General features: G+C 52.6%; 21 protein-coding genes, 1 tRNA gene and 1 pseudogene. 2 read left to right on the top strand and 21 right to left on the bottom strand.

Going from position 1 to position 21,158, the window contains the following annotated elements; translation table 11 throughout:
• The 6 genes from IPH75_09430 to IPH75_09405 form a co-directional block, all read right to left on the bottom strand.
• On the bottom strand, positions 1-510 hold the full coding sequence (locus IPH75_09430; GenBank protein MBK7142287.1) for an NADH-quinone oxidoreductase subunit B: 510 nt from the start codon (positions 508-510) through the stop codon (positions 1-3).
• Positions 501-854, bottom strand: a complete 354-nt coding sequence (locus IPH75_09425; GenBank protein ID MBK7142286.1) for an NADH-quinone oxidoreductase subunit A — start codon at positions 852-854, stop codon at positions 501-503. Before IPH75_09425 ends, IPH75_09430 begins: the two co-directional genes overlap by 10 nt.
• A 332-nt stretch (positions 855-1,186) precedes the next feature.
• Positions 1,187-1,570, bottom strand: a complete 384-nt coding sequence (locus IPH75_09420; protein MBK7142285.1) for a RidA family protein — start codon at positions 1,568-1,570, stop codon at positions 1,187-1,189.
• A gap of 108 nt (positions 1,571-1,678) precedes the next feature.
• Complete coding sequence (locus IPH75_09415) at positions 1,679-2,065, bottom strand: DoxX family membrane protein (protein ID MBK7142284.1); 387 nt, start codon at positions 2,063-2,065, stop codon at positions 1,679-1,681.
• Between the two features lie 112 nt (positions 2,066-2,177).
• Positions 2,178-3,158, bottom strand: a complete 981-nt coding sequence (locus IPH75_09410; protein ID MBK7142283.1) for an HD-GYP domain-containing protein — start codon at positions 3,156-3,158, stop codon at positions 2,178-2,180.
• A 148-nt stretch (positions 3,159-3,306) separates the two neighbouring features.
• Positions 3,307-3,927: a hypothetical protein gene (locus IPH75_09405; GenBank protein ID MBK7142282.1), complete on the bottom strand. Its 621-nt coding sequence runs from the start codon at positions 3,925-3,927 to the stop codon at positions 3,307-3,309.
• A gap of 370 nt (positions 3,928-4,297) precedes the next feature.
• Here IPH75_09405 and IPH75_09400 point away from each other — a divergent pair, with 370 nt between their 5' ends.
• Positions 4,298-4,504, top strand: a complete 207-nt coding sequence (locus tag IPH75_09400; GenBank protein ID MBK7142281.1) for a hypothetical protein — start codon at positions 4,298-4,300, stop codon at positions 4,502-4,504.
• A gap of 58 nt (positions 4,505-4,562) precedes the next feature.
• On the opposite strand, the gene IPH75_09395 is transcribed toward IPH75_09400, so the two are convergent.
• The 6 genes from IPH75_09395 to hprK form a co-directional block, all read right to left on the bottom strand.
• The gene (locus IPH75_09395; GenBank protein MBK7142280.1) at positions 4,563-5,594 is read right to left on the bottom strand and encodes a VWA domain-containing protein; all 1,032 of its coding nucleotides are present in this window, start codon (positions 5,592-5,594) and stop codon (positions 4,563-4,565) included.
• A 62-nt stretch (positions 5,595-5,656) separates the two neighbouring features.
• Positions 5,657-7,171, bottom strand: a complete 1,515-nt coding sequence (locus IPH75_09390) for a magnesium chelatase (GenBank protein MBK7142279.1) — start codon at positions 7,169-7,171, stop codon at positions 5,657-5,659.
• A gap of 83 nt (positions 7,172-7,254) precedes the next feature.
• Entirely contained in the window at positions 7,255-7,497 is a 243-nt protein-coding gene (locus IPH75_09385) for an RNA-binding S4 domain-containing protein (GenBank protein MBK7142278.1), read from the bottom strand.
• Positions 7,497-8,798: a peptidylprolyl isomerase gene (locus tag IPH75_09380; GenBank protein ID MBK7142277.1), complete on the bottom strand. Its 1,302-nt coding sequence runs from the start codon at positions 8,796-8,798 to the stop codon at positions 7,497-7,499. The genes IPH75_09385 and IPH75_09380 overlap by 1 nt, the downstream gene beginning before the upstream one ends.
• On the bottom strand, positions 8,798-10,543 hold the full coding sequence (locus tag IPH75_09375) for a peptidyl-prolyl cis-trans isomerase (protein MBK7142276.1): 1,746 nt from the start codon (positions 10,541-10,543) through the stop codon (positions 8,798-8,800). The genes IPH75_09380 and IPH75_09375 overlap by 1 nt, the downstream gene beginning before the upstream one ends.
• Positions 10,544-10,691: 148 nt before the next feature.
• Positions 10,692-11,663 (bottom strand): HPr(Ser) kinase/phosphatase, encoded by a 972-nt coding sequence (gene hprK / locus IPH75_09370; GenBank protein MBK7142275.1) that lies wholly within the window; start codon positions 11,661-11,663, stop codon positions 10,692-10,694.
• Positions 11,664-11,907: 244 nt separating this feature from the next.
• Here hprK and IPH75_09365 point away from each other — a divergent pair.
• A tRNA-Asn gene (locus IPH75_09365) sits at positions 11,908-11,980 on the top strand.
• Here the strand turns inward: IPH75_09365 and IPH75_09360 are convergent.
• The 9 genes and pseudogenes from IPH75_09360 to IPH75_09320 all read right to left on the bottom strand — a co-directional run bounded on the left by IPH75_09360 (position 11,942) and on the right by IPH75_09320 (position 21,149).
• On the bottom strand, positions 11,942-12,760 hold the full coding sequence (locus tag IPH75_09360) for a recombinase zinc beta ribbon domain-containing protein (protein ID MBK7142274.1): 819 nt from the start codon (positions 12,758-12,760) through the stop codon (positions 11,942-11,944). The two genes, IPH75_09365 and IPH75_09360, sit on opposite strands and share 39 nt — an antisense overlap.
• A 204-nt stretch (positions 12,761-12,964) precedes the next feature.
• Positions 12,965-13,414: pseudogene (locus IPH75_09355) on the bottom strand (recombinase family protein).
• Positions 13,411-13,599, bottom strand: a complete 189-nt coding sequence (locus IPH75_09350) for a helix-turn-helix transcriptional regulator (GenBank protein ID MBK7142273.1) — start codon at positions 13,597-13,599, stop codon at positions 13,411-13,413. The pseudogene IPH75_09355 and the gene IPH75_09350 overlap by 4 nt, the downstream one beginning before the upstream one ends.
• A gap of 31 nt (positions 13,600-13,630) precedes the next feature.
• On the bottom strand, positions 13,631-14,731 hold the full coding sequence (locus IPH75_09345) for a tyrosine-type recombinase/integrase (protein ID MBK7142272.1): 1,101 nt from the start codon (positions 14,729-14,731) through the stop codon (positions 13,631-13,633).
• 928 nt (positions 14,732-15,659) lie between these two features.
• On the bottom strand, positions 15,660-16,400 hold the full coding sequence (locus IPH75_09340; GenBank protein MBK7142271.1) for a hypothetical protein: 741 nt from the start codon (positions 16,398-16,400) through the stop codon (positions 15,660-15,662).
• Positions 16,363-17,499, bottom strand: coding sequence for a 7-cyano-7-deazaguanine synthase (locus IPH75_09335; protein MBK7142270.1), 1,137 nt, complete (start codon positions 17,497-17,499; stop codon positions 16,363-16,365). Before IPH75_09335 ends, IPH75_09340 begins: the two co-directional genes overlap by 38 nt.
• A gap of 1 nt (position 17,500) precedes the next feature.
• Complete coding sequence (locus IPH75_09330) at positions 17,501-18,268, bottom strand: hypothetical protein (GenBank protein ID MBK7142269.1); 768 nt, start codon at positions 18,266-18,268, stop codon at positions 17,501-17,503.
• 59 nt (positions 18,269-18,327) lie between these two features.
• Positions 18,328-19,584 (bottom strand): restriction endonuclease subunit S, encoded by a 1,257-nt coding sequence (locus tag IPH75_09325; protein ID MBK7142268.1) that lies wholly within the window; start codon positions 19,582-19,584, stop codon positions 18,328-18,330.
• A gap of 104 nt (positions 19,585-19,688) precedes the next feature.
• Positions 19,689-21,149: an N-6 DNA methylase gene (locus IPH75_09320; GenBank protein MBK7142267.1), complete on the bottom strand. Its 1,461-nt coding sequence runs from the start codon at positions 21,147-21,149 to the stop codon at positions 19,689-19,691.
• Between the last annotated feature and the right edge of the window lie 9 nt (positions 21,150-21,158).

The raw sequence follows: 21,158 nt of genomic DNA, 5'->3' as shown, positions 1-21,158 counted from the left end.
TTACTTCTGCCAATCGGACAGCTTCTGCGCCTTGATCTTTTTCTGCAGGGTGAGACATCCTTCCAGGAGTGACTCCGGACGGGGCGGACACCCGGGGATGTAGACATCGACCGGCACGATATGGTCGATCCCTTTTTCCACGGCATAACTGTCATAATAGAACGGGCCACCCTTGACCGTACAGCCACCCATCGCGATCACATAGCGAGGCTCGGCCATCTGGTCGTAGAGCTTCCGAAGGCGCGGCGCCATTTTCTTGGTGATGGTCCCGGCGGCAATAATGAGGTCGGACTGGCGTGGGGAAGCACGGAAGATCATTCCGAGACGGTCAAAATCGTAGCGCGAAGCGCCAGTCGCCATCAGTTCAATAGCGCAACAGGCGGTCCCAAACAGAAGGTACCAGAGGGAACAGGCCTGACCATGGTGCAGGATCTTCTCCAGCGAGGTCGTTACCAGGGCGCCACCGGGGATCTTCTCCGCATAGACCGGTAGTTCTTTGATCACACCCATTTCAGTGCTCCTCTCTTCCAGGCGTAGTAGAGGCCAAAGAGAAGAATCAGGATGAAAATGACCATCTCTACGAGGGCGTACAGGCCGAGTTGGTTGAACGCAACCGCCCAGGGAAACATGAATACCGCCTCAACATCAAAGATGACAAAAATGAGGGCGAACTGGTAGAACCGCGGATTAAACTGAATCCAGGAGTCTCCAACCGGTTCTTCGGCACACTCATAGTTGACATTTTTTGCCGGGTATGGGTTACGTGGACGGATCAGGCGGGAGATGAAAAAGGTGATGAGAACTATAGCGCTGCCGGCGACGATAAATATTGCTGGAGCCAAGTATTCTGACATCTCTCATCACTCCTCAAATCACATATCGGAATATGTGACCGAATTCACAAGTTACGATTAGCCAAGAAAATTAGTTTTGATTGAAAGTCAAGCGGTTTTTTGAATTCTCTACCTGCCAAGTCCTTTTCCTGCAAATAGGTTGATAGTCACAAAGTTAACAAAAAAGTACACGTTAAATCAGGACTGCGATAGTGGAGTTAGACAAGACATAATACCCTTTTTATCCGGTTATCGGGCCGATGATTAGGCCGCAAGACCGGACGAATCAGGAAATCTTGAGACTATTTGTCAGCCAAACCATCCAATATGCCCAAAAAGAGGGCATTGGAGCGTTAGACTACCGCGATAGCCTCGATTTCAATCTTTACCCCTTTGGGGAGTTTGCTGACCTCGACAGTCGAACGAGCAGGCGGATCGACATCAAAATAGGTGGAATACATCTCGTTAACCGGGCCGAAATCGCCAAGGTCGGTCAGGAAGATGGTGGTCTTGACAATATTGGAGAGATCCGCTCCGGCTTCTTTGAGCAGGCCCGCGATGTTGTCCATCACCTGCTTGCATTGTTCGGCGGCGGTTTTGCCGACTATCTCGCCGGTCTTGGGATTGAGTGGGATCTGACCTGAGCAATAAATAAAGGCGGTCGGTTCTACGCGGATCGCCTGGGAATAGGGGCCGATAGCGGCAGGCGCTTTATCGGTGCGAATGATCTCTTTCACGTTACCTCCTCAAGTTGCGAGGAAGATAACGGACCTGTTTCAGCTCGTCAGCATAAAACGTCTGAAATGTCCGAGGTGAGAATCAGAGGGCATTGTGGTGCGAGAGATTCACTTCCCCAGTTTCCACCGGTTCGAATCCGCGAAGTACATTCCAACAACCACAACCAGCAGGTAGGTCAGGTTCGGCGCCACTCCCTGCGGCTGTCCCTGCACCACTTTGCCGAACGAGAGGATTGCGAGGATGACTCCAGTTGCCATCAAGGTCGGGAGATACTTGTAGCCGATCAGCAGCAGAACTCCGATCAGAATTTCAACAAACGGGAGCGAGTAAGCAAAGGGTACAACTACCAGACCAGGCAGCCACGTCTCGGCGAATCCTTCAATGATCCCCTGCGGCGATTGCGGATAGGTGAGTACTTTCCCCAATCCATGCGCGAAAAAGATGATCCCCAGCGAAAAGCGGATCAGAAGCGTTATCCAATGAGCAGGTATCATCCGGTCTCTCCAATGACGGTAAGATGGTTACGGAAAATCGATACTGATAAGACACGCCAGAAAGGGAATGGTTCCAATGGAGCGATTGGTCGGAGATAACGGGTTTGCGGGATCAGATTTCGAGCAGGCCGGTAGGACCCATCAATTCGACAAAAATGCGAAGGAGCTGTTCATCGTATGCCCCCTTTAATCCAAACATGATGCGGAGTGCAGGGAAAGTCTCCATCGCTTTCTGGTAGACGCGCTGGGTGGTCATGGCATCGAATGAATCAGCGATCGCCACGATCTTGGAGTAGATGTGGACTTCGTCCAGCGACAGCCCATCGGGGTAGCCGCGACGGTCCCCTCGCTCGTGGTGCTGCAGGACCGGATAGTAGATCGTCTCGCTTACAATGCTGGTTTCGGTGAGCAGATCGACACCCCATTTCGGGTGCTTTTTCATGATCTCAAATTCGATCGGCGTAAGTGCGCTTCGCTTGTTGAGGATCCGTTCGGAAATGCGTGATTTCCCGATATCGTGAAGCAACGCCCCCACTCCCAGTTCATGCATGAACTGTTCGTCTTTGATCCCCATCTGCTGAGCGAGGGCGATCGAAAAGGTACAGACATTGACCGAATGGGTATATGTGTAGTAATCGAACGACGTGATCTTCAGCAGGTTGAGAAAGGCATCCCGCCCCTTGAGAATATGCTCAACCGTATTGGCGACCAGCGCCTGGGAGCGGTGGATATTCTCGCCAAGGGTCGGATTGTTTAGAACATCCTTCACCAGGTTGGTGGAGGTGTCATATAGGATGGCGGCTTTCTTTTCTTCGTGGATCGTCCGGTCGGTCAGGATCTTGTCCAGGTTGGCTTCGATATACCGCTGGTACTTGTCCTTGTTTTCGAACGGGACATACAGTCGCTCGACCCGATTGTCGAGCAGTTTCTGCCGGGTCCGTTCGGTGAAGGCGAGATTGGGCGCTCGATAGAGCACCAACTCGTTGTTCACCTTGAGGAACAGGTCAAAATCCAGGATCGAATCAACCCGAAGCGAATCCAGGTAGATCGGCAGATATTTCTGTTCGGTTCTGGTCTTGATGGCAGTCGACACCGGCTGTCCTTTAACCCAAGTGGTTTAGGTCTTTCGTTCTAGTATCGGCAGGGAGAGCGGTCGATTATAGCCAAAGAATTACCCCCGGAAAGCTGGGTCCGGGGGCGTGCTCACGGTACGAAGGGAGTATGGAAAAGTATAGGAACTGTCAGGAGCCGATATTTTTGACCGATTGGATCACCGACTGCAGGGAGCCGGTAATGTCGGTCAGGATCCGGGAGTAACGTTTCAGCAATTCAGAGTACTGCCAACGCATTTGAAACGCTTCCTCGGGGAACTGGAACAGGTCGAGCAGGGTCGCCCGGTAGATCTCATCGATATACTTGATCACGTAGAACGGGTAGTCAGGGACATTCGGGTCATCGACCTCTCCCTTACCCAGCCGATCGCGATAAACCTCTACCTTTTCAAGGACGACAGTGCCGAAACACCAGGGAGTCATAATGACGCCAAGGTTGGATCCGTCGGTGTAAAAGCGAAGGATCGCTCGTTGGAGGACATCAATGATCACCAGCCGAGCGCGATAGAAAGCGACGGTCTCGGTGCTGTCGACCGGGGTCGACGCCAGTTTCTTGCGCAGCGATTCCTGGTCAGCCTTGGAACGAGCATACACCATCTTGAGAAACGTATAGTAGTCGTCGAAATAAACTTTGCTGTTCTCCGAGAGGGACATCATGAAATGGCCGTGTTCATCCCGGCGAACTTTCGGCTCGTGCGTGTTGGCAAGTCGTTCCGCTGAGAATCCGCGTTGAAATTTGCCGTCTAACATCGTGTCTTTCCTCTCTATGCTGTCGTGTCCGAGACCACTAACAGCATAGGCTGTGCCGACCTTGCAGACCGACTTATCGGTCGGATATGAGAACGTTATCAGCTTATGCCACAGAGAGAAACGGCATTGCCTCGCTCAGATTGCGTCTAAAGGACCGACCTGCAGTCCGCTTCACAGTCTGTCAAACAGGTGCGTACTCGATTGAACTATGCAACCGGCTTCCACTCCTGCGCTGCAGTATGGGCGATTCCCCATATGGTTAGTTTGAACATCCGGAGAAAATGCATACGGAAATTTCGAAATTCCCGGGCATCGAATGCCGATTTTCTAACTAGCATGTCAAATCGGGCATTCGGTAAAGAGGAGAAGCATGCATCGCAATGATCGAAGCACCAAGGTGCAGGAACGACGCAGAGGTCCCAAAGCCAAAACGGCGGGACCGTACAACGACGACAGCATGGATGAAATGAATAACCGGCAGGGGAAGCCGGGAAGACGTCAGTGGCAACAGGAGAAACAGTTGCTCAAGCAGCTTGACCCCAAACTGCTGGAGGAATATCTCCTGGATAACGAGTGATGTACTTCCGGATCAGAGAATGCAAAAGGGCCGGTCAATCCGGCCCTTTTTGCTGAGATCAGTTTTTCTTCTTCTTGCGGTTTGAGACGAAGTCCCAGAGAACGTAACTACCGAGATTATCGACCGAGGCGAAGTATGCTCTCCCCCGGTTCAGCTCGGTCAGTCGCTGAACGAACTGCTGCAGGTACGGATCGTCGGTGACCATAAAGGTCGTGATCGGGATCTTTTTCTTCCGGCAGATCACCGCTTCATCCAGCGTACGATTGACAATTCGCGGATCAAGCCCCATCGGGTTCTTATAATGTGTCCCGTTCGGACGGGTGATCATTGACGGCTTTCCATCGGTCACCATAAAGATCTGCTTATTGACATGCTTTCGCGACAGCAGGATCTGTCGAGCCATCCGCAGTCCCGCCTGTGTATTCGTATGATATGGACCTGCGCCGATATACGGGAGGTCATCGATCTGAACCTGCTTGGCATCATCGCCGAACAGGACAATAGACAAATCATCTTTAGGATACTTTGTCAGGATCAATTCAGTAAACGCCATCGCCACCTGCTTGGCCGGCGTGATTCGATCCTCTCCATACAGCACCATAGAGTGAGAAATGTCGATCATCAGCACGGTCGCACAGGAAGACAAACGCTCGGATTCGAAAACTTCCAGATCCTTTTCATCCATACTGAGATCAAGATCTCCGGACCGGGAGATGGAATTGAAGAGCGAAGATGTGAAATCGATATTGCGCGGGCTGTCGCCGAATTCGTAGGCGCGACGTTCCGGCAATGGTTCCTCGGATGACCCACCCTCGTAGGGAAGCGGATGATCCCCTTTGCCCGATGACCGCATTTTATCGAAAATCTGGCTGAAGGCATCTTTGCGAAGCCCGCGCTCTCCCTTGGCTGAGAGCTGAAGGCCGCCGTTTTTCCCCGGCTTGACCAGCCCCTGCTGTTTTAGCAGCTCCTTGAACTGCTCGAGATCGTACTTTTCATCCAGCACTCCCTGCGCCTGCAGACGCTCCATCAGCCGCAGAGTCTCATCCGCGTCACCATTGAGCCGCATCAACAGATAGGTGTAAATGGACATCAGGTCGTTCAGGTCTTTGACGGCCTGAAAGAGCGCCTCATTCCATTGGGAGTAAATGAACTTCACCGGGAGCCGCCTAAACCTTTCAACATATCGGAGAAGATGTCCGCGTAGCGGACCAATGAATCAACCTCTTCACGGGCGATCACGTTGTTATGGTGCAGCCCCTCGAGAACCAGTTCCATACGCAGCAGCATCTCCCGCTCATCTTTGGTATCAAAGTACTGCTTAACGATCTGCTTTAATCCGGCGATCGTCTCCAGCCGCTTACGGTATTCATCAAATGACAGATCATCCGCCATCTCCAGTTTTCGACCTGTCGAGAAGAAGTCGATCACGGCTTCATATGGGTTGGCGTGATCCGGTCGATCCGGGTGCGCCTTCTCTTTGCTTGGAGTCGGGAAGTGCCGAAGGAAAACCGTGTTGATCGCTTTACCGATCAGGCTTTGCGCCACAATGATCGAGCCTTCCTGTTCCCCCTCGTACACCAATTCGATCTTTCCTGTTATGGCAGGGATGATCGCATACAGGTCGGTCATGCGCGGATAACAGTCGTTGTCCCGGTTCAAGAGCGCCCGCCGTTCGACATTTGACAGGAGGTTTTCGTACGCCGCTATTGAGACACGCGCCGAAACGCCTGAGGACTGGTCGACAAACTCGCTCGCGCGCGCCTGGAAAGAGACTTCTTCTATGATGTCCCGAACAAACTCCGGCACTGTGACGGCGCTGTCACCGGATGATTGCTCGCTCGCCGTGATCGCCTTGGCATCCTCAAGCGTCCTCGGATAGTGCGTAATGATCTGCGAGTCGATACGATCCTTCAACGGGGTAATGATATTGCCGCGATTGGTATAGTCCTCTGGGTTGGCGGAGAAGACGATCAGAATATCCAGCGGGAGGCGGAGCGGAAATCCGCGGACCTGAATATCATTCTCTTCCAGAATGTTCAGTAATCCGACCTGGATACGTGGCTGAAGGTCAGGCAGTTCGTTGATCGCAAAGATGCCGCGATTGGTGCGCGGGATGATTCCCCAGTGGATCACCTCTTCATTGGAAATGTCCAGTTTCTCGCGCGCCGCTTTGATCGGGTCGATATCGCCGATCAGGTCCGCGATAGAAACATCCGGGGTCGCCAGCTTTTCGTGATACCGTTCCTCGCGATGTTTCCACTCGATCGGCGCGTTGTCACCATGCTCTTCAATGATCATTTTCGCCTTGGGTGAGATCGGGCGGTAGGGATCTTCGTTCAAATAACTTCCGCCGATGATCGGCTGCCACTCGTCCAGTAGCAGGTGGAGTTGGCGGAGGATCCGACTTTTGGCCTGGCCGCGCAAGCCCAGCAGGATAAAGTGGTGCCGGGAGAGAACCGCATTCTGTATTTGCGGGATGACGGTCTTTTCGTAGCCGACAATTCCGGGAAATATCTTCGCGCCGGACTTCAGTTGGGCCAACAGGTTTTCGCGCATCTCTTCTTTGACCGGACGGCTTTTCCAGCCGGATCGCTTGAGAGCGCCAAGAGTCGTAGGTAGGGTATCTTTCACTCGTTTTCCTTCTTGAGTACTGGCTGGGGAATTCATCAGCCCATACAGAGAAACAGGGAACCCTGTGGTTTGGTTCGAATTGGAGCCAGAAATGTTGGAGAGTGCGAAAATGGGCGGAATCAGGCCAAGGGGCGGTAATAGTCGGTGCGGGCGTCTTTGGAGACCGAACCATGCGGCACCTGGACTACTTCGGCGGTAAACGGTCGGCTTCCTTTGATAGCGATAATGTCGCCGACCTTGACCTCGTACGACGGCTTCACTTTCCGGCCATTCACTTCGACGAGTCCGTTGTCGGCCATCTCTTTGGCGACCGTTCGCCGTTTGATCAGGCCGACAGTGCTGAGGTAATCATCGACGCGCATTATTCTTCGAGATGGTAAACGATGTAGCTTTTCTTCTTGATATCGGCGAGCCATTTGTCGACCGAGCGGCCGGTTTTGTCCTGCCTCGCCAGCTCTTTGATCTGGTCGTAGTCGGTCTCAATGGTGAAGGTCTTTGGCGCGGTATATTCGAGCAGCTTGAACAGGTGGATACCGTCCTGTGAGACGATCGGTCCCTTAAAAGTACCGACTTCGGACCAACCGGCGACCGCATCAGCAAAGGCGGCGGGCATTTCGTTGACCGAAAACCAGCCTAGTTCTCCCCCGGTAGCCCGGGAGTTATTGTCGTCAGAAAAGGTTTTCGCCAATTCCTCGAAGCTGGCGCCGCCCCGAGATTCGCGGAGCAGAGAGTCAGCCAACTGGAAGATCATGGTCGTATCGCCAGCCGATGGTTCCACCGCGAGCAGGACATGCCGAAGTTTCAGCCGGTTCTCCTGTTTCCCCTCGTTGCGGATGATATGGTATCCGTAGTTGGTGCGAATTACGCCGGAGATCTCGTTGACCCCGAGCGCAAATGCGGCGCGGGCAAATTCTGGGTCCACATCTTCACGCGCGATATAACCGATATCGCCGCCATTTACTCCCGCCCCCATGCTGGAATATTGCGAGGAGATCGTGGCAAAGTCGGCACCTCCGACAATCCTCTGGCGAAGTTTCGTCGCCAACGCCTTGACGGAATCCTCGACTCGCTCTGAAGGGACAACTCGCAGGAGGATATGAGCCAGCCGCACGGCTTCCGGCTGGGTCGGCAGAGAGTCTTTGAACTTGGTGTAAAACTCTTCCACCTCATGTTTGGAGATGGAAACCGTCATCAGTCGCTTCTGGATCAGCCGTTGTTTGAGGAGCTGCTTTTCGATATCGGGCCGGTACCGTTTTTCGAGTGTCCGTCGCGTCATCCCTTCGGCGGCGAGTGCCTCGTTAAACTGCTCCTCCGAACCCATTCGCCCGATCACCCGCTGCATGTGCTCGGCCAGCGCCTGATCGATCTCCTCCGAGCGCACGGAGATACTGGTATCCTTGCGTGCTTCCTGCAGGAAAAGCTGATCGGTGACCATCTCATCAAGCAGGCGGTCGCGCAAAGCGATCATCTCCGCTTCGGTATTCGGTTTTCGCCCGGTCTGCAGGGTGATCATCTGCATCTGACCGGCTAACTCGGAGGCGAGGATCGCTTCCTTACCGACGATCGCGATGATACGGTCGAGCGTCTGGCGCTCCGGTTCGGCCGCCGGGAGTGATACTCCAAGCGACATAACCAACATCCATGCGGCGGCGAACTGTTTCATTAATTCCCTGACGGTACCCCGGCGGGATTCTCCGTCGAGGTATACTTCTCTTTGTTAACGGTCGACCAGAGGACTTCGTAGTTGATCTCTATCTTGGTCGCATCCTTGTGTTCTTTGACCCACTGGGTGAATCGCTGGGAGGCCTCATCGGCCGCCAGCTTGGAGGAGATCATTGGCCTGACCGCCAGGAAGTCGCGCACCTGGGCATCGATCTTGTCGACGACGTAATAGACCGAATACTTCCCGCCGACTGTCGGCACCGGTCCGCCGATCTCTCCGATCGGGGTGCGGAATGCCGCATCAAATATCTCCGGGTAGCGGTCGCGCACGATATACCCCATGTCTCCTTCGGTGGTCCGGAGCGCCGGTCGTTCGGTCAGTTCGACCGCACGTTTCCGGAAATCGGCCAGCGAACGAAGGTTGGTCAGTTTGTTGGCGAGCAGTTCATCGCTGACCAGGATCTCGTAAATGTGTACGCGCGCGGCATCCATGTACTCGTTTTGGTGTGCATCGTAGTATTGGCGCATCTGTTCTTCGGTCGGCTGCTTCTGGACCATGATCGAATCATTCCGCATCACGTCCGCGATGGTCAGATCCTTAAACAGATCAAGCTTCTTCTTGAATTCGTCGTCGTTCTCGACACCTGCTTTGGTCGCCTCAAGGATCAGGACATCAGTCAATTTCGCCTGAAGGACAGCCATCGGCATCTGGTCATAGTTTTCGAACTCCGGTCGCGTCGCCGGCGGCAGAGCGCGCGCCAGGTTCAGATACTCGCCAAGCGTCACCTGACCACCTTCCCAGGTAGCCAGCACCAACTCACGCTCATTGCGATCCAACTGGCGATCGTCAAAGTCATTCTTAGGAAGGTTTTTCAGGACCTCGGCGGGATAGAGATCATTCCGCTTATGGATCAGGTAGTCGAGAGTCGAGCGATCAACCGTGAACGGATAGTTGGACTTGATCGACTCCAAATATGCGGTGGTCAGGCGAGTCCGTTTCAAATGTTTGAGGGTTCGTTCAAGACTCGCTTTCATCTTGTCGAATGGCTGACGTGAGTCGTTCGGCTGACGTTCCGTCACCTTGATGATATGGTATCCGTACCGGGTTTTGACCGGGGTGGAGATCTCATTCAGGTCAAGGGCCAGCATAGCTTCTTCGAATTCAGGAGCTTCCGGCATCGAACCATATTGATAGAAGCCGAGTTCGCCACGATTTCGCTTGGCGGTCTGGTCGGTTGAGGCGTCGAAAGCCAATTGCTCGAAATTTTCGCCCGCGGCGAGACGGCTGACCAGCGCATCTGCCGTATCTTTGTCCGCCACCAATATGTGGCTGACTTTGTGCCGGAATTCCAGCTTGCCCCAGAGTTCCTGCAGTTCGGCATCCGAGGCCGTTACTTTGTCTTCGATCTGCCGCTTGTAGAGGATATCCAGGAGGAATTTGTCGCGGTTCGCCGCTACAGCCTGGGCGACCTCCTCCAGTTTGTCCACTCCCTTTTCTTTTCCGGCCAGCACCAGAAGCCGTTGCACGATCATCGAATCGAGTATCTGGCTTTTGGTATCGAATTCTTCCTGAGCGCTGGTGAAGTTTTGGGGGAGCGCTTTTGTCAGCTCGTCAAACTGGTCGACCGTGATCTCATACGAGCCAACCTCGGCGATCACCTTGTCATCTGTTTTGGAGCAACCGGTGATGAGCGCGGTCAGCATCAGGCCGATAACCACGAACTCACTCTTCCAGACTCTGCTCATAACTATCTCTATCCTCCGTAAGCGGTAAGCATTGTACTACGTTAGCGGATGTCGGTTCCGCCGAAGATCGGCGGACAAGACGTGAATGATACATCCTAACGACAGCAATATCAAGGGGTTTTGGGCCGAAGAGCGGGCCCGATCCGGCCTACTCGTAGTCGGATTCGAGGTAGTCTTTGGTAGTCGATTGGCGGGAAAGCCGCTGAGACAGCTTTTTAGTGAACTCCAACGCCGAGTTCTCGCCATACACCTTAAGCATATGGTTCATGGCGATAACCTCAGAGATAACGGTGATATTTTTGCCGGGGGAGATCGGCACAACGACCAGAGGGATATTCACCCCGAGGAGGGTGGTGTAGTTTTCCTGGATACCGAGTCGTTCATAGTCTGCGGTCTCGGACCAAAGAGTGAGCCGAACCTCGACCTCTATGCGCTTCTGAAGTCGAATCGCCCGAATGCCAAAGAGTTCCTCGATATCTATGATCCCCACTCCGCGAATCTCCATATGGTGCCCGAGCAATTCGGAGCCGGATCCGATGATCACATCGGGAGCCGCTCGGGTGATTTTCACCACATCATCAGCTACCAAACGGTGACCACGCTCCACCAGATCAAGGGCGACTTCGGACTTCCCAATGCCTGATTTGCCGGTGTAAAGGAGTCCCACTCCGTAGACATCGACCAGAGTGCCATGCGCATTGGTCGAGGGGGCGAAGGCATGATCAAGAAAAGCCGCCAGCCGGGCAGATAGAATAGCGGTGGTCAGGCGGCTGGAAAAAACTGCTGTATTGTGGCTCTCCGCCATGCGAAGAAATGCCAGCGGTGGGGTGATCCCCTTGGCAATGATCACCATCGGGAGATCAAGGCTGAACATCTTTCGGGTCACTTCATCAAGCTGCTGCGACGGCAGACCGGTCATGTAGGTCATTTCGGTCTCTCCCAGGATCTGAATTCGCTTATTGGCGAACCGTTCGAAGAATCCTGCGAGGGCCAGCCCTGGGCGGTGCAGTTCGGCGTTATTGATCAGCTTTGTCAGACCGGCGTCCTGACCTGTCAGCAAAGTCAGCTCAAGATCGCGATTTCTGTCCTGGTAGAGCTTTTCGACGGTGAGTGCGGCCATGGTGGAATCAATATAGGTGTGGTGACAAAGTTGAGGCAAGCCAGAAAAGGGGTGCCGGTTCAGATAGGAAGCAGCCAGAGTCTATTCACGCGCTTGTATCTCAAGCGGTTAGTGCGTACAGGTTGACCCGATTGCGTGAGGCTAAAAGTATTTGACAAGTGGCCGAAATACTATATACTACGGTTCCCCTCGGGGACAGGTATCGCCTGAAACCGATGGTACAACATACAATTAGCTCACACACTCCCCTGTAGCTCAGCTGGTAGAGCAGCTGACTGTTAATCAGCGGGTCGCTGGTTCGAGTCCAGCCGGGGGAGCTTAAGTTGTAGATCAAGCCCTTCAGCTATGTAGCCGAAGGGCTTCTTGTATGTGGGCGTTACAGTTAGCCCGTCGAGAGTGCAGTTCGAGAGCACAGAATTGAGCAACTGACGTTTTCCCTCTGTATTGCCACTAAGGTAAAGTGAATAGGCCTCTTGAGAGAGTTCTAAGATCTCCAATGCGAAATCAACACTGCCCCTGTTGGCAGTTCTAAGTGCGTCAATTCTCCGCGAAATGCTGTCCTGTTCCGACCTCCACTTTGTCGATACCTCGTGCCAGTAACCCTGATCTATGACCTCATCCAGCCGATCTTCATAAGCCTTGTCCAATCTGCGCTGCAGGTCGGTTTGGCGGGCTCGGAGTCTTTTCATTTCCGTCTCCGAATGTTCTCGTTCCGTTGAATGGAAGTCTTGTAGCGCACGAACAATGTCCTGCACGATGCTTGGGGTAACCTGGATTGACCGCAGGGTATCTCCCATCGCTTCAACCAGACTCTCCTCCCTGATATAGGGCTGATCGCACCTTCCCTTGGCGGAAGTGCAATGATAATAGATGTACTTACCTTTCTTCAGCTCCCCAACTATCGCACAGCCGCATTTTGCGCACTTCAGGATGCCCTTGAATGCAAAGTCTCGTGTACGGGTCCGAGGATGCCCTCCGCGTCCCAAGACTATCTGGACCCTATCATAAAGATCTCGACTGATAAGCGGTTCATGATTCCCTCGATATCGCTCTCCTGCCCAAACGAAGTCGCCGTAGTAAAAAGGGTTCTTGAGAATTTGTTCAACAAGGCTCTTAGACACCGTTTTCCCATTGCCACCCCTCACGCCCGACTCTCGAAGCATTTCCCGGAGCCTATTCAGCGAGGTGCCGCCAGCGGCATAGGCTTCGAATGCCCTTCCAATAGCTGGTGCGATGTCTGGATCTGGGTGCACACGATGAGCTACCTTGTCGTTTCGATAGCCACAAGGAGCTTTGCCTGGCCACTCTCCCTGATTAGCTTTCTCCCGCATTCCTTTCTTTGTCTCTTCAGACAGATTAACACTGTAGTTCTTGGCCAAAGAGAGGAGAATGTCGTGCAGCAGTTGGTCCTGAGAACGACTCTCCCGACTCAAACATCGTCCTTCCTTGACGAAATGAATCTTCACGTCCAGGTCGGCGACAGTAAGGCCGTCCCGAAAGTTCCTGTAGAGTCGATCTGTCTTTTCGACGAGGAGGTCTTTTATGTCCCGGTTCTTTCGCAGACAATCAATCATCTCATTGAACTGCGTTCTTCCCGCCGCCTTGGCCGATTCGACATCAACGAATTGCCGTACAATGGCGAGTGTCTTCTTTCTGGCATACTCCTTCAGCAACCTCTCTTGAGCCTCGATGGAGAACCCTTCTTCCCGTTGCTCTTTGGAAGACACTCTCGCATAAGTAACGCACTTCATTTCTTCTTCCTCCCCGCAGTAAGCAGTTTCTCGATATGGTAGGACTGAATCTTATTAGGGTTGGAGTGACCATTCAACCACCTACTAACGGTCGCATGGGTCACTCCGAGCTTCTCTGCAAGCTTCTCTTGGCTTATGCGATTCTCGAGACGATAAGTCTCAAGTCTACTGACTAAATCGTTCATAGTTCTATGATATATACTACTATATAGATTGTCAAGCAATTCCTCCCCTTCTCCTCAAGAGCTTCTCGATAGCTTGCCGCTCTGACTCAGTCAGGTCATCCGATCCGCCCGGCCTCAAATCTAACCGGCGAACAACCTCGCCGACCCTGTATTCGTCTAACTTGCCATAGGTGATCAAGGTTGTACCAATGTTCTCATGGCCAATATTCTGGCTTATTGCCCTGATCTCTTCGGCCGATCTTGCAGACCGCATCGCGAGGTGGACGTGGGCATGACGGAAGGAGTGGGGATAGTAATAGGCAAGTCCGGCCCTGTGAGCCCTTAACTTCAGTATGTCGCGAATACTCCCAGTCCCGCCCCAGAAGCTTGGTTCCACCCCGGCCCTCTCAAAAGACAAGTTATGTTCAGCCTGCTTCACTTTTGTCTGTGGAAACATAGGATCCGAGTCGCTGAATAACCTCTCAGTTCGCAGGTAATGGCACCAGTCCTTTACGACCTCCAGCAGGATTTCATCGAACGGTAAAAGGACGGTCTTAAAGGATTTGCCAAACTTGGTGTCGACACCAGCAGTTGGACGCTGCTGCACCTCCAGAGTCTCTGGGTCAAAACATCCGAGCGGCAGGGTCGCAACAGCTTTGTCTCGCATGCCGCTTAGAAGAAGGAACGCAATCAATGCCCGGTCCCGCCTATCCAGTTCCGTCACAGGATCAATCGACACGACCAGCGCCTTTACGTACTCCAGCGTGGGCCATTTGGGCTGGGACGATGAACTTATGGACCGAACAGTTTTCCTATCGAGAGTGAGATATGAGATCGCATCGGCCGAGATTTTTGACCTGTATCCAGGTTGGGTGGAGAGCCACCCGAAAAACTGTTTCAAGTGATGCAGGCAATGATACCTCGAATTTGCCGACAGAGGTTTGCCGCCGGTTCCAGCTTCCTCCAGATACTTCTTGAATGCGACTGCCTTTTTGGCAGTAAAGCGGCCATAATCCTCGTTCTCCGAAAACTCTTCCCATCGGCTGATTGCTCTCTCGATTGCCACAATTGTCGCAGGAGCGTAACCACGTGCCTCCCTCATTGACTTCAGGTAGCTTCTTTTGACCTTTTCATTCTTGAATCGAGCATTCATGACTAATCCTTTCACGGTCAGTGTTAACGGAGTGAGCAGAGGGCCAGCATAATCTGCCTTGTGGCCCTGTCGGCGTTGACGTTGAATTGGACAAGATTGGATCGCCGCCTACACCAAACTTGACCATGGGGCAACTACAAGCGACGCATACTCCGCGCAAAAGCACCAACTCCTGGCCACTGCCCAAGTGTCTTCCAGTTGGTTCAATTGCAAAGGGCTGCATTTTTGACAGTCTCGGGCGACGGCACTTCGGACAATAGCACTCATCTGGCGCAAGTTTGCACTTACGCTTGGAGCGTCTGGATATGAGGAAGTCCCTCACGGTCTGGCCAATGAACAGCAGGGGGAAGCACTTCTCCGCCAGTGGCAGCAGGCCATGTTTGTGCCATTCCTGAACGGTTCGTGGATGGACGTGGAGGACCTGGGCCAGTTCCTTGGTGGAATACGATCTCTTGGCGCGGAGGCAGCGAATCCGCGCAAATTGCTTGCGTGTCATAATTGTTCTCGTTTCTGTTTTAGCTTCGAGAGCACGGCAAAGAACTCACCCAGATTCCGACAGATATCTTCGTACTCGCCAACAGAGATTGACTTGCCCCAAAACAAGCGAGGAGACACATCCTCTGGAGTCGGACGAGGATCAGGGCTCGCGTTGCCCCTTGACGGTTTGCGGGAGGATTCCAAACCTTGCTCCAAAACGAAAGGACCCGGAAGGCAGGTTTGGCTGTGGAAGTACCTTCCGGATCCCGACCCCAAAGGGTCTTTGCTTTGCCAGGGTGCCAAACCTCTTGGCTTCACACCCTGTATTGGTGAGTTGTAAGGAATGGGGGAAAAGAGTACAGAGGCTCTGACTCAGTTCGCTGCTAACCAACGGTATAGGGCCAAAGAAATATTGCACATTGGATCTGGGGGAAATCTTACTTTTCAGATTTCAAGCTTTGGGTAGCGTCCGAGCGGTAATCTTGAAGCGTGTTACGTAGCCAACACCACGTTTGTAGGCATGTATGGGGTTTCCACTAAGTCCAAAGAATCTCTTAAGTGTTTGGTTGAGGTCGTAAATGGGCTTGTACTTGCCGAGTTCAGCCTGCTCGTTCGCCCAGTCGAGTTTGCCTTCGGCTTCAGCAAAGGTCCAAAGCAGGTCCCATTGCTTGTTAAGCATGTTGTTTTTGCGACCGTCCCGAAAACCCATGTCAAAGCCCGTATACACCTTGCTGGTAGTTCCCAGGCGAACTCTGACCGAATCCAGCGTCAGCATTTCGATGGTCAAATCCTCCCACTTGGCCCCAGACGGCGTAGGAAACAGCGCTGGCTTTGTGCCTTGACTCTTCATTGCCGAGCTTTGACCTACTACCATAGCCAACAACGAATCGGCGTGAAGGCGACCGTCAGCAATCTGTTCTGCGTTCAACTCAATCTCTCGCGTTAGAACTCCAACTACCTGCTGGCTGTGTCGCTGATGCAATTCGAACAGCCTTTGTGCCGCCTCAGAGGACGATAGATCAAGAGCCGTAATAATGTCCCAGGCCGGTCCAAACCTATGGTAAAAGTCATCTATTCCCATTCCCTTTACTTCTTTGGCAAATCGCACATATGACTCGGCAGTTGTGCGTGCGTCAGGAGACCCAAGGGGATCATTAGGCAGGGAGACGTTGATAGATTTCGTCTGGGTCATTTTCTCCGGCTTGTGTGGCGAAGGTAGCCAAACGACGCCCGACGCACTGTGAACAAACGCCGCAGTGTGATTTGATTTTGTCGGCCGGACGAACATGTGAGCAACTGAATGATCTGGCAATTAGTTTGCTCAGCCCCGCGTCAATGACCGTCTGTACTATGTCTGCCTTGGTTTTCCAGAAAAAGGGGTTTACCACAGCAAACGGCCGATTAACCAGCAGGCTCAGCAATTGGCTCAGTTTTTTCAGCACCTCTGGGTGAGTCGTTCTACTGGCCCTGGCACCCTTCAGTTGCTCCAGAAGAGTTAGATTGCAGCTTGTAATCCCATTTTCATAGAATCGTATTTCCGACATCCCTTGCAACTGGGCAATGGCTGCGGCCATCATTGCAAAGAGAAAGGAGCGAGTACGCTGGTTGGTGTCGCGCGTAAGTTCCTTTTGCTTATTAACCCAGATCGGTATGTGCAGTATGTCATGAACATTGCCCGTTGCCTTACTGAATTCGTCGAGCAGAGTCCGCTGCCGTTTGTCAACTTGCGGTGCAGCCCGGTGACTCACTGCGATCACCCGCTTCCCTTCTTCGACAGTCGACTTACAGAGCCCTGCCAGCGAATCCAGCCCTCCAGAGAATAGCAGCACCTGGTCTGCTGAAAACCACGGTCGCCCTTCGTCCATCTTAAAATATGGATTGAGTTGCACAATCTTCCGCAGCTTGCGGAACCTAAATTGAAAATTCTCATCCGACATGAAATTTAGCGTGGACTCCAACGCTTCTTTTACGTCTGTTCGATTCCATAACTCCAGACATCGGACAGGAATATCAAATTCAAAAGACCGCCGCCAGTCGCTGCCATTATCCCGAAGCGTTTTGCCACCTCGCGTCACTGTCTGGTCTGCAGCATACACATAGCTGCCGACTTCGAGGATGTCCAGCACCAGGTCGCTAAGGTTTGATGCGAGGGGAATGCTGATATTCTCGAGGATTAAGTTGACGTTGCTGTTGGAGGGAAATGTGTTGAGGTAGATAAGTCGCTGATTCTCAGAACGCTTCCTTTCAGGCGGTTTATCCGGGCCGCACCATACCCAGCGCGTCTCAGCCATTTTACTGGGCGCCTCGACCGAACTCGCCGCTAATCTTCTTGAATGCGATATGTGAGAATTTAGCCACTTCCTCGTGAGTCAGTCGCTTCTCCCAACGAGCTTTGCCGAACCACCCCGGCACAAAATCGTCGGTAATTCGCACCGTCTGGCGCACATGCAATTCGAATGCCTTGGCGAATTCGGAATGAGCATCGACATTCGCCATTCCCTTTCCAATGCCAACATGGTTGGAAAGCTCGCGACTCAAATGATAGCTCAGATAACGATTGGTGAAACCGACAAAGAATTCGTGCATGACCCGTTCGAAGCGTTTTCCCCGAAGGTCATTGGTGAGAGCTTGCCGCACGTCGGTCTTGGTAGTACCAAACAGCGAAAGCAGGGCTGGCGAAGTTGACCCAAATACCGCAGAAGTAAAAGCGTCCTGGGCTATTTCCGCTACATCGGAGCGGCTCCGCAGATCGGCGACTTCTCTTTGGGCTTTCTGCCTGAAGGCAGCAATGTAGTCAAAGACTGACCCTTCGCCGATTTCGAAGCCCTGTCTGCGCAGATCCGCATCTGGATTCTTGGCGTGAAAAGCATCGACAAATTGAAAGATGGTGGTGAGAGTCCGGGTGAAACCTTCGTCATTTGGAACTGCAGCAAGACTATTTTCTGCTGCATGGTAGGTTGCATTAGCCAGATCAGAGACATCCGCTGCATTTTCAAGCAGTTCAATGACCTGCTTCCAACGATGTGTCTTGGCGAGTCGACCGAGTCTCCAATTTCCCATGAGGAATCTCCCTTACCAAAAGTATAAGGAAAGATGAACGATCAAGTCAATTGTTGATTTCACTTTTTAGTCAAGGCGATTTTCTTGCGAGGTTTAGGTCTTGCGGACTTCCCCTCCTTAGAAGCTGCCTTGGACTCCTGCTTGACCCCTCTCGCGGCGCGGATGCGCTCGAGGAGTTTCTCGGCGGGTTCGTCGTTCGGGTCCTGGGGGACCAGTTCGCCACGAAATGCCTTGGCGAGGATTGCAGGTGTCAGTTTATCGACGTGGGCTTTGGCCCTCTGGTAGCGGGCCTCAATCTGGTCAGCGAGGGCAAACAAGTGTTCAACTCGTTTGATAATCTCATGCTGTTCTTTGACAGAAGGAACTTGAAAGGGCATTGCTGCAAATATGCGTTGATTCAGATTGTCCATTGTCGTCCCATTTGACTCACCGATCAAGTACGCCCTCGATTCAGGCGACGAAATTTGCATTTGAGCAAATTCCGGCACCACTTGGGACTTAAATCGGACAATTGCCGAACCAGTGCCGCATATCCAGCCGGATTCAACTATGGTGGTAACAGCACATCTTCCCATTTCTCCTCGTCGCGCAATTACAATGTCACCGAGCCTAAGTGAATACTCCTTTAGCCGTTGCAGCGTTACTTTTCCTATCGTGACATTGCTGCTCGAGATGATTCTCCCGTCCACGAGATGCATCGGATTGATCACGGGTATACCGCCCGTAATGTAATCGGATTTGTGCAGTGCACTACCAAAAGGCCCCGTACGGATTTCTCTCGTAGTCGTTCCGACTGTTTCCTCTGACCATTCATCAGCACTGCATGTCGCCCTCCAATTCTCTGTCAGCTTGCCGGAGCAGGCGGCGGCGAGGATCGACTGTCGGAAGCGCTTAAGGAGAATCGGAATTCGCTCCAATCGCTGCTGGCATTCCCCAATTCTATCAGATAGTATTTCGATTCCGTCGGCAATTCTTTCCTGTTCATGTCTTGGCGGCAAAGGGATGTTGTGGTCACTGATCTGATCCCAACTGACTCGTGGCCGGTCCCCCTTATTAAGTTGATTCGCGAATTCCACAAATCCATCGGTGCTAAGGTACATTGCTAAGAATCTTGAATCGTGTGCTTCAGATTGTGGCAGCACAATGAACTCACTGGAGCAAAGCCCTTCAAATGTGGCGTAAAACACCTTGTTCAAATAGGGTCGTAACCTGCCATAGAGTACGTCGCCCGGATGGAAGTGAAAGGCCGAACTCTTCATTTCTGACGCTGGAATGGTGGACAAGAGTCGGCGACTTCCAGATTCAATGTGTTCCATCCCAATATACGTGAGCTGCGGGAAGTCTGCCGGATTTCGACGCGGTCTGGTTGGAGCCGTTAAATCCACGAGCAGGGCAGTCGTCCATCCCAAAGGCAATTCACTCACTTCTCCACCGCCTCTTCGCGCTCGATCAAAGCGATTATCTCTCGCAGATCGTCGACTACAGCTTCCAGTTCGGTAATTGCGTCCGCAGCCAAGTCCTGTGGTTCAGGCAATTCGTCGCTGTCTTCCAGCGAATTGTCCTTCAGCCAAGTGATATCCAGCTTGAAGTCCCGCTTCTTGACATCGCTAATATGGAACTTGCGGAAGCGCCCCTCTTCACCAAGGTCCTTTCGCTTGCCCTTGCCATCTGGGTCGTTCCCATAGCATTTCTCAAACTCCGCGAAATGTGCCGCCGAAAGTGGCCGATCTTTCTTGGTAATGCCCGGCACGTTGGAACGAGCATCGAATATCCAGACATTCTCTGTCGGTAGCCCCTTTTGGAAAAAGATCACATTCGCTTTTACTCCTTGGCTGTAAGGGGTGAAGGTGCCACGCGGCAAACGGAGGACCGTATGCACATTGCAGTCGTGCATCAGTATCTCGATTACTTCGCCTGCCTTCTCTTCAAACAGACAGTTGTCCGGCAGAACCATGGCGGCCCGGCCGCCCGGCTTGAGTGTGGTTAATACATGTTGGACGAAATTAAGCTGCTTGTTGCTGGTCTCAATAGTGAAATCCTCGCGCTGTGGGGCCTGCCCGGCACCCTTGGTGCCAAACGGCGGGTTGGTCAGGATCACGTCGAACCGCTCTCCCCGGTCTGGCTCCGCGATTGTATCGCCCAGATGAATGTGTGGTTCGACGCCATGGAGGAACATATTCATGAGCGCCAGTCGACGCGGGCGAGGAACCAGATCCTGCCCAAAGTAGGTCTTGGTCTTAATCCGTTTGTTTTCGCTGCGTTCAAACACTCCTCCCGAGACCTCCTCTGAACAGAGCCACTCCCATGCACAAACCAAGAAGCCACCAGTTCCACAGGCAGGGTCACAAATCTTGAATTCGGCCTTTCCGCGGGGATCCGGTTTCATGACTCGGACAATAGACTTGATGAGTTCGCGTGGAGTGAAGTATTGACCAGCCCCTTTTTTCCCTTCATTAGCCGCCCTTTCGAGGAGTCCTTCGAATGCTTGACCCTTAACATCAGCATCCATTGATGACCAATGTTCCTCGTCAATCATTGAAATGATTCGATTCAGATTGACCGGATTATTGAAGCGGTTCTGCGACTGTGTGAAAATATCTCCGAGCAACCCGGTCTGTTGGCTCAGAGCGCGAAGGATTAGTGCAAACCGATCAGAGAGTGCAGGACCAGACGTCGTCGCCAATGTGCTCCAAGAACAGTCAACAAGACTCTTCTTGCTGCCAGCATCCACAAACTCGATGGCTGCAAGGTCCCGTTCGCGCTCCTGAGCCATTTTGAGAAAGAGCAGGTAGGTCAATTGCTCAATGTAGTCTCCGTAGTCGATGCCATCGTTACGAAGGGTATGACAAAAATTCCAAAGTTTGTTAACAATATCAGCCATTCAAGACTT

It is taken from the genome of bacterium (assembly GCA_016708025.1).
In the GTDB taxonomy this organism is placed as follows: domain Bacteria; phylum Zixibacteria; class MSB-5A5; order GN15; family FEB-12; genus FEB-12.
This window is presented reverse-complemented; position numbering and strand designations above follow the sequence as displayed.

Coding starts and splice junctions, on each gene's coding strand:
- IPH75_09350 (MBK7142273.1), bottom strand. CDS start 13,599: ATGAACGATTTAGTCAGTAGACTTGAGACTTATCGTCTCGAGAATCGC.
- IPH75_09390 (MBK7142279.1), bottom strand. CDS start 7,171: ATGAATTCCCCAGCCAGTACTCAAGAAGGAAAACGAGTGAAAGATACC.
- IPH75_09320 (MBK7142267.1), bottom strand. CDS start 21,149: ATGGCTGATATTGTTAACAAACTTTGGAATTTTTGTCATACCCTTCGT.
- IPH75_09405 (MBK7142282.1), bottom strand. CDS start 3,927: ATGTTAGACGGCAAATTTCAACGCGGATTCTCAGCGGAACGACTTGCC.
- IPH75_09340 (MBK7142271.1), bottom strand. CDS start 16,400: ATGACCCAGACGAAATCTATCAACGTCTCCCTGCCTAATGATCCCCTT.
- IPH75_09385 (MBK7142278.1), bottom strand. CDS start 7,497: ATGCGCGTCGATGATTACCTCAGCACTGTCGGCCTGATCAAACGGCGA.
- IPH75_09330 (MBK7142269.1), bottom strand. CDS start 18,268: ATGGGAAATTGGAGACTCGGTCGACTCGCCAAGACACATCGTTGGAAG.
- IPH75_09395 (MBK7142280.1), bottom strand. CDS start 5,594: ATGTCCATTTACACCTATCTGTTGATGCGGCTCAATGGTGACGCGGAT.
- IPH75_09375 (MBK7142276.1), bottom strand. CDS start 10,543: ATGAGCAGAGTCTGGAAGAGTGAGTTCGTGGTTATCGGCCTGATGCTG.
- IPH75_09325 (MBK7142268.1), bottom strand. CDS start 19,584: ATGGAACACATTGAATCTGGAAGTCGCCGACTCTTGTCCACCATTCCA.
- IPH75_09380 (MBK7142277.1), bottom strand. CDS start 8,798: ATGAAACAGTTCGCCGCCGCATGGATGTTGGTTATGTCGCTTGGAGTA.
- IPH75_09400 (MBK7142281.1), top strand. CDS start 4,298: ATGCATCGCAATGATCGAAGCACCAAGGTGCAGGAACGACGCAGAGGT.
- IPH75_09430 (MBK7142287.1), bottom strand. CDS start 510: ATGGGTGTGATCAAAGAACTACCGGTCTATGCGGAGAAGATCCCCGGT.
- IPH75_09415 (MBK7142284.1), bottom strand. CDS start 2,065: ATGATACCTGCTCATTGGATAACGCTTCTGATCCGCTTTTCGCTGGGG.
- hprK (MBK7142275.1), bottom strand. CDS start 11,663: ATGGCCGCACTCACCGTCGAAAAGCTCTACCAGGACAGAAATCGCGAT.
- IPH75_09345 (MBK7142272.1), bottom strand. CDS start 14,731: ATGAATGCTCGATTCAAGAATGAAAAGGTCAAAAGAAGCTACCTGAAG.
- IPH75_09425 (MBK7142286.1), bottom strand. CDS start 854: ATGTCAGAATACTTGGCTCCAGCAATATTTATCGTCGCCGGCAGCGCT.
- IPH75_09335 (MBK7142270.1), bottom strand. CDS start 17,499: ATGGCTGAGACGCGCTGGGTATGGTGCGGCCCGGATAAACCGCCTGAA.